This is a genomic window from Ruoffia sp. FAM 26255 (assembly GCF_045528525.1).
Lineage (GTDB): Bacteria > Bacillota > Bacilli > Lactobacillales > Aerococcaceae > Ruoffia > Ruoffia tabacinasalis.
Genome location: NZ_JBGQQX010000078.1, coordinates 1 through 6,973, shown reverse-complemented (window position 1 = coordinate 6,973; position 6,973 = coordinate 1). Strand labels below are relative to the sequence as shown.

11 protein-coding genes and 1 other annotated feature are annotated in these 6,973 nt (G+C 38.2%); of the genes, 8 read left to right on the top strand and 3 right to left on the bottom strand.

The window, feature by feature from the left end:
* Positions 1–178: 178 nt before the first annotated feature.
* Positions 179–405, bottom strand: a binding site (T-box leader).
* A 131-nt stretch (positions 406–536) separates the two neighbouring features.
* The gene (locus ACEN31_RS10740) at positions 537–1,010 is read right to left on the bottom strand and encodes a GNAT family N-acetyltransferase (protein WP_407095135.1); all 474 of its coding nucleotides are present in this window, start codon (positions 1,008–1,010) and stop codon (positions 537–539) included.
* Positions 1,011–1,362: 352 nt separating this feature from the next.
* Between ACEN31_RS10740 and ACEN31_RS10735 the strand changes: the two genes are divergently transcribed.
* From ACEN31_RS10735 to ACEN31_RS10700, 8 genes are all read left to right on the top strand, one after another.
* Positions 1,363–1,686 (top strand): rhodanese-like domain-containing protein, encoded by a 324-nt coding sequence (locus ACEN31_RS10735; protein ID WP_407109402.1) that lies wholly within the window; start codon positions 1,363–1,365, stop codon positions 1,684–1,686.
* A 168-nt stretch (positions 1,687–1,854) separates the two neighbouring features.
* Positions 1,855–2,634 (top strand): M20/M25/M40 family metallo-hydrolase, encoded by a 780-nt coding sequence (locus ACEN31_RS10730; RefSeq protein WP_407109401.1) that lies wholly within the window; start codon positions 1,855–1,857, stop codon positions 2,632–2,634.
* Between the two features lie 42 nt (positions 2,635–2,676).
* Entirely contained in the window at positions 2,677–3,132 is a 456-nt protein-coding gene (locus tag ACEN31_RS10725) for a hypothetical protein (RefSeq protein WP_407109400.1), read from the top strand.
* A complete protein-coding gene (locus ACEN31_RS10720) occupies positions 3,122–3,931 on the top strand; it encodes a DUF3100 domain-containing protein (RefSeq protein WP_197104260.1) in 810 nt (269 codons plus the stop codon). The genes ACEN31_RS10725 and ACEN31_RS10720 overlap by 11 nt, the downstream gene beginning before the upstream one ends.
* Positions 3,921–4,409 carry a hypothetical protein gene (locus ACEN31_RS10715; protein ID WP_407109399.1) on the top strand — a complete coding sequence of 163 codons (489 nt, stop codon included), beginning with the start codon at positions 3,921–3,923 and terminating at the stop codon, positions 4,407–4,409. Before ACEN31_RS10720 ends, ACEN31_RS10715 begins: the two co-directional genes overlap by 11 nt.
* A 152-nt stretch (positions 4,410–4,561) precedes the next feature.
* Positions 4,562–4,876 (top strand): DUF6442 family protein, encoded by a 315-nt coding sequence (locus ACEN31_RS10710; protein ID WP_407090470.1) that lies wholly within the window; start codon positions 4,562–4,564, stop codon positions 4,874–4,876.
* Positions 4,877–4,908: 32 nt separating this feature from the next.
* Positions 4,909–5,235: a DUF6442 family protein gene (locus tag ACEN31_RS10705; RefSeq protein WP_138405409.1), complete on the top strand. Its 327-nt coding sequence runs from the start codon at positions 4,909–4,911 to the stop codon at positions 5,233–5,235.
* A gap of 22 nt (positions 5,236–5,257) precedes the next feature.
* Positions 5,258–5,470 carry a helix-turn-helix transcriptional regulator gene (locus tag ACEN31_RS10700; RefSeq protein ID WP_138405408.1) on the top strand — a complete coding sequence of 71 codons (213 nt, stop codon included), beginning with the start codon at positions 5,258–5,260 and terminating at the stop codon, positions 5,468–5,470.
* Positions 5,471–5,636: 166 nt separating this feature from the next.
* Here ACEN31_RS10700 and ACEN31_RS10695 read toward each other — a convergent pair whose 3' ends face one another.
* Complete coding sequence (locus ACEN31_RS10695) at positions 5,637–6,212, bottom strand: xanthine phosphoribosyltransferase (protein WP_138405407.1); 576 nt, start codon at positions 6,210–6,212, stop codon at positions 5,637–5,639.
* Position 6,213: 1 nt separating this feature from the next.
* Positions 6,214–6,888: a uracil-xanthine permease family protein gene (locus ACEN31_RS10690; protein WP_407109403.1), complete on the bottom strand. Its 675-nt coding sequence runs from the start codon at positions 6,886–6,888 to the stop codon at positions 6,214–6,216.
* Positions 6,889–6,973 lie beyond the last annotated feature (85 nt).

Sequence of the window (6,973 nt, the reverse complement as noted above, 5' to 3'; positions counted from 1 at the left end):
TCCCAAGAACTCAACCAAGCTTTGTGGTTAATGAATAATCGACCTAGGAAATGCTTAGATTACCAAACACCTTTGGAAGTATTTTTACACGAACTCTTATTAATTGAGTAAATAAAAAATTGTCGCATTAATTATTGCAATTCAACAAATAAAAAAATCGCCCCTAATCAGCTCTCTGATTAGGGACGACAATATCGTGTTACCACCCAAATTTACACTTATCTCACAATAAGTGCCTTAATACGTCTATATAAACGTTGGCAAGGTATCGGTTGCTACCGTTAGAAAAGCTTTCACTTAGCTAATACTCAGAGTTCATCTTCACAAATTTTTTTGTGCCCTTTCACACCAGCCGGGCTCTCTTAAACAAAGTCAATTTGCTACTCTTCTCTTCGTCGATTTTTATCTTTAAATTCTCATCATTAATTAACATTTTAACGAAGTCTTTAATTAAAGTCAACTCAATACTGGTTTAAAGAATAGTCATTAATACATTTTTTTATTAAATGCTGACGATATTTTTATGATACGTTCTACTATATATCTTCTTTTAAAATGGCGTACTGGGCTGTATCAATAATCCCTGAATTATTTAAACTGCCTTGGCGATGGATTCCCTCGAATTGTAAACCAGCCTTCTGCATGACTTTTCCTGAAGCTGGATTGGCCACGTCGTGCCTAGCAATGACACGGTTAAAGCCTGCTTCTTTTAATAAATATTTCGTTACAGCCTTCATCGCTTCACTCATGTAACCTTGACCCCAAAGTTTGGGACTTAAGACGTAACCAATCTCGCATGCATCTATTTTTTCAAATTCATGGGGAATGCTAGCAGTAATGTCTCCCAGCGCTTCAGTAACTGAAACATCCTGGTGGCTCGGCCAAGTTAAGTATTTAGTTGCTAGATCATCTCTTGCATAGTTTGTATAAACAGCTTGAGCATCTGCTTTTGTAAATCGTCTGAGTAAAAGTCGATCCGTTTCTATTTCTTTTGTTCCAATATGGTGCATTTTTTCATCTCCTCTAGCCAAATCATGTACGCTCTTAGTTTGGAAGCGCATTGAGTGGTGTTTCTTAGTTTATATATTAGCAAATTTATTATGAAACGCCTAGTTATCGGGTGGAGTTGGGTGGTTCGGAGCGTCGTGCGGCGTCGCGACGTACCGCATTTTGATTTGCGGAGTGTCGAGCTGGGTCACGACGTACCGCAAGTCGATTTGCGGAGTGTCGAGCCACTTCACGACGCTCCTTAAGGTTAGATTTTCAAAACATCATTCCTAAAGAATTCTTAAATTGTTATTTCAATGAGTATATGCTAGCATTTAATGTATTAACTTGAACAAATGGAGGCATTTTATAACAATGCATAGTAATATTGATATCGCTTCGTTTTATAATAAAGCGCAGGCTGAATCGTTAATTATTTTAGACGTTCGAAATACAGATGAGTATGAAATCGAACGTGTTCCTAATTCTGTAAATATTCCTCTGGATTATTTACCTAAACATACGGATGCTTTGAACGAAGATGAAACTTATTATGTCATCTGTAAAAGTGGCATACGGTCAGAAAAAGCCTGCCAATTCTTAAATGAACATGGTTTTAAAACAGTGCGTGTTGACGGTGGTATTCAAAGTTGGCCAGGAGAACTTGTGCAATCGAATGATTTTACGACTTTACTTTAATCACATTTATATAAACTTAATCACTCTACCAAATTCGGTAGAGTTTTTTGTTGATTAAAAATAAACGAACATTTCTGATGGTAAGCAGTTTAATGTTTGTGATTTGTATAAATATTCACTTCTTTATGGTATATTCATTTGGTAAATATTTTATAAGGAGTTTTATCATTGAATTATTTCAAAGAAAATTTCGAGAAAATGAAAGCTATCTCAGACGACATCTTTACTCATCCAGAATTAGGTTATAAAGAATTCCGGACTATGAAAACGGTGGAAGACTTTATTACTGAGACAAATCCAGATCAAGTGATTGAGTATTTTTCAACGACAGGTATGCGCGTTGATTTAAATCACCAACAGGATATAACAGTGGCATTCATTGCAGAATTGGATGCGGTTCGTGTTCCGAGTCACTTCCAAGCTGATTCGCAGTCAGGAGCGGCGCATGCATGTGGTCACTTTACTCAAGTGACAACTGCTTTATCACTCTATGGTTACTTAACAGAAGGTGAACGTTACAAAGATTTTGACTTTAATATTGCCTTTGTCTTCGTTCCTGCGGAAGAATTTATTGATTTAGAATACCGCCAACAATTAATCGACGAAGGGACGATCACTTATTTGGGTGGAAAACCTGAAGCAATGAAGTTGGGCGTCTTTGATGATGTTGACTTTGCGATGTGTGTGCACACTATTGGTGGCGAAGAAGAGAAAACAGTTGAAATCAATTGTGATTTAGCTGGATTCTTATATAAACATTATAATTTCAAAGGTAAAGCAACACATGCTGGTTGGGACCCGTTCAGTGGAATCAATGCTTACAGCATGTCGACCTTATTCAATACTGGTTTAGGCTTAATGCGCCAACAATTACGCGAGGATCTATACGTACGTATTAACCCGGTCATTGATCATGGAAGCTTCTCAACGAATGTCATTCCCAATTAAGTTCAAGTTGGAACGGATTTACGCACAATCTCAGTTGAGTATATGAAAACCGTAGCAGAACGCATGGATAAAGTGGCTAAAGGGAGCGCTTATTCATTGGAAGGTGCTGTTGAGATACAAACTCAGATGGGTTACTTGCCATTTGTACAAGATCGTTATTTATCAACCTTCGTTGCGGAAGCGTTCAAAGAACAAGATACGATTACAAAATGGATTGACGACCGCGGTGCCGTTGCTGCTGCTGGAGATATTGGCGATTTATCATTTATGATGCCTAGTATTCAAATTAGTTATGGCGGTTTCGCTGGTGTCATTCATGGTGATGATCTACGCATGGTTGATGACGAATTTGTTCTTCAAGAATTTCCAGAATTTTTAATTAGTGTCTTAAATAAAATGAACGGCCGTATCGATAAAAACCAACTATACAGCCGTTCTTATAAAGAATATGAAAGCTATATCCAAGCTATTACTCAAGGAGAATCGAATGAAAAATAAGAAACATCTACTTTACTTAATTTGCTTTGCTTTTGTTGTTATTTTCTTAGCTGAAATAATTGGTTTCCAAAGTATTAGCTTTGGTTCATTTTCTGTATCCATTTTACCACTTGTTTTTGCGGTCTTTTTCGGGATGATTTTTGCTGTTCCAGCTTTTCGAAAAGGGATTTTCAAAAAAGTATATAGTGATGAAAATGTGCAATTCGCATCAAAAAACCTTTTATTCATTATGTTGCCATTAATGGCTTATTACGGCGCAAGTGTAGCCCCTCAAATTACTGAAATTCTTTCTGTTGGTTGGGTGTTCCTATTCCAAGAAATCGGAAACTTAGGTACGATTTTATTCGCTCTACCTATTGCATTAATGTTAGGACTTAAACGTACAGCGATCGGTGCTACGCTTGGGTTAAGCCGTGAAGGGGAATTAGCTTATATTACTGAAAAATACACGCTCGAGTCAGCCGAAGGCCGTGGAGTTCTTTCAATGTACTTAATCGGAACATTATTCGGTTCTATTTTCTTCAGTTTATTTGCACCATTGTTACTAAACTTTGGTTTTGATGTTCGTGCGTTAGGCATGGCTGCAGGAATGGGTTCTGCTTCAATGATGACAGCGGCTGCTTCAGCTGTTGCCGCACTTCGTCCGGAAAGTGAAGAAATCATCTTAGCTTATGCCTCTGCTAGTCAATTGTTAACCAGTTTCTTAGGAACATACACAATGGTCTTCTTAGCCATCCCACTACAACGCTTTATGTATAACACTTTAACTAGAGGAGATAACTACGATCATGGAAAATAATAAAAGTTTAAATAAATATGCTCACTTTGGACTGGTTATTGTCTTAAGTTTAGTGTTTATCTTATTTACACAACAAGTAAAATTATGGAAAAATCCTGACTCAACGCCTATTCAAGCACTCACTTTTGTCGGCCTTGGCTTCTTATGGCTGTTCAGTATGTTAGGTATTTTGATCTCTGATCTAACGAAAAAAATCAAAGTTCAGTTCATTCAAGACTTCCCGATCTTAGGTTGGGTATCGATCGTTTCAATTGTCTTTTGTTTAATGAGTAACTATATTGTTGAAGCGATACTGGCAGTTGATTTCTTATCGATCACAACACCGGTATTGGCTTTTGCGGGTATCTCGGTCGCAAATCAATTAGTTGATTTAACTAAGACATCTTGGAAAATATTAATCGTAGCGATTTTTGTCTTCTCAGGTGCTTACTTATTAACAACAATCGTGGCACAATTTGGGTTATCGATTGCAGGATAATTCTTGATATATAAATAGCCGTGAAGCTTGTTTCTCCTAGAAGAGTGGGCTTTGCGGCTATTCTTGCACCGAGGGTTGACAAGTATACTTGGCAGGTTTACTATATAGTCATGCCAAGTATACTTGTCAACTTATCTTAGAGGAGTGTTAATATGAACAAATATGAAATTCTTAACCGATACAAACAAGAAGCCATCGACGAAGGAAAGAACGGCATCAATCATTACAGCGATAACAAAGGCTTTACTGCCATGTGTGGCCTAGCCTTACTACTCATTATTTACAAAATTTTTAATACCCAACCCTTTGGCGATATCATGGCGCTCCTGCTTATCTTCTTATCAGTTGGCGCCTACCACAGATACCGTAAAGATAATCAGTCATCTTACTTATATGCTTCTTTACTAAATGGCTTATTATGCCTGTTGTTTCTAGGATGGTATATCGTCTCTAGTCTTGGAATTTAATGTTGGACACTTGTCAAGAAAGGATGAAAAACATGAACAAAGAAGAAATATTAACAAAAAGTCGCAAAGAAAATGAATTATCGGATGAGCGAGGCCAACGACTTAAATTACAAGGAGCTGACTTTTCAATCGGTGTATTAATTTTCTCTTGGATTGTTATCTCACACTTTACACCGCTTGATCTAGAAGGCAGATTAGCCATTGCTTTACTTTCACAGTTTACATGCTTATCTAACTTCGCCTATCAATTAATTAGAAATAAGACTAAAACCACTATCTTTTTCACCCTTACCTTTAGCTGTACCAGCCTCTTATTTCTATATCAATTTCTAAGCCATCTGAATATTATAAGTTTCTAGTCCAAGAAAGTGGTGACCATCTATGGATGATGAATTAATATTAAAAAATAACTTAAAGAAAGCCCGCACAGAAAAGGGTTACTCCCAAGCCGCCTTGGCCAAAGAAATCGGAGTATCACGCAATACCATCAGCTCTATTGAAACCGGCCAATTCAACCCCACAGCCAAACTGGCCCTGATCTTATGCATCGCCCTTGACCAAAAATTCGAGGACTTGTTTTATTTTGATGTGTGATTGCGCCTACTCTGAATAATGAGTCGCGGTTATGCAGACTAGCGAGCTTTACTCTGCAATATGAGAAGCGGTATTGAAGAAAGATCTCGCTACCTCCACAAGAAAAAGCCTGCAGCCAAGTTGATTCCACAAATCAACTTGGCTGCAGGCTTTTATCTAATTATAACTATTCTCCTATAAAAATCACTTGGCCATTTTCAAAACGCTCAATCATCGCTTGGCTGTAGACATCGTAGCCTTGGTCGCGGTATTTTTGTCCGCCACCTTGGAAGATTTTCTCAATTGCGATACCAACGCCTTCTACGGTTGCACCGGCTTGTTGGCATAGGTCGAACATGCCTTTTAAGGCTTCACCTTTAGCTAAAAAGTCGTCGATAATAAGGACGTGGTCATCTTCTGTTAGGAAGCTTTTAGCGACATTGATATTGTAACGCTTGTTCTTTGTATATGAGATAACCTCACTAGTGTAAACATCTTTACCTAGCGTTAAAGATTCAATCTTTTTAGCGAATAAGACTGGCACTTTGAAGTATTGGGCTGCACCGAAAGCGACCGCAATCCCTGATACTTCAAGGGTTAGAATTTTATTGATGGGTTTATCTTTAAAGTGTTGGTAGAAGTCTTCACCCATCGCCATCATTAAGTCTGTGTCAATCATATGGTTCAAAAATGAGTCCACTTTTAATATGTCATCTCCGAGTACACGACCGACGTTGAGGATTTTATCTTCTAATAACTTCATATTACTCACCTTTCGATTCTTTTAAGACAATATTCAAGATTAAAGCAGCTAAAGTACCTGTTGAGATACCTGATGATAAGATCATCTGAACAGCTTGTGGTAACCCACTTAGGATGTCTGGGCGTACAGTTACACCAATTCCTAAGGCGAAGGCCACTGAGATAATTAATAATTCACGGTCCCCTAAGTGAACTTGAGATAACGTCTTGATACCTTGAGCGGCAACCAGTCCGAACATAATCACACCTACACCACCTAGAACAGGTTGAGGCATGACAGCTATCAATGCACTTAATTTAGGGAAAATACCTAAGATTGTCAAGAAAATACCCGCCAAGATCATCACGCGACGGCTAGCAACCTTAGTCAAAGTAATTAATCCTACGTTTTGTGAGAAAGCGGTATTTGGACCGGCTCCAAATAGTCCTGAGATCATTGATCCCACGCCATCACATAGTACGCCACCTTGAAGACCTTCGCTAGAAATCTTCTCACCTGAAGCTTCCCCGATTGCAATCATAATTCCGAAAGTACCAATCGTTGATACAAGATAGGCTGGAACGAAAGCAAGCGTTGATGCTAAGTCAAAATGCACACCATAACGTAAAATACTTGGAAGAGCAATCCAATCAGCTTTTGAATTTACCCAAAATTTTACGATATCGCATACCATAATAAAAGCCCGAGACATTCGCATGTGGAAAACATGGAAGCCTCAGGCTTTTTAACTATCCACAGCCTAAATCTGTGGACTCTTTTCG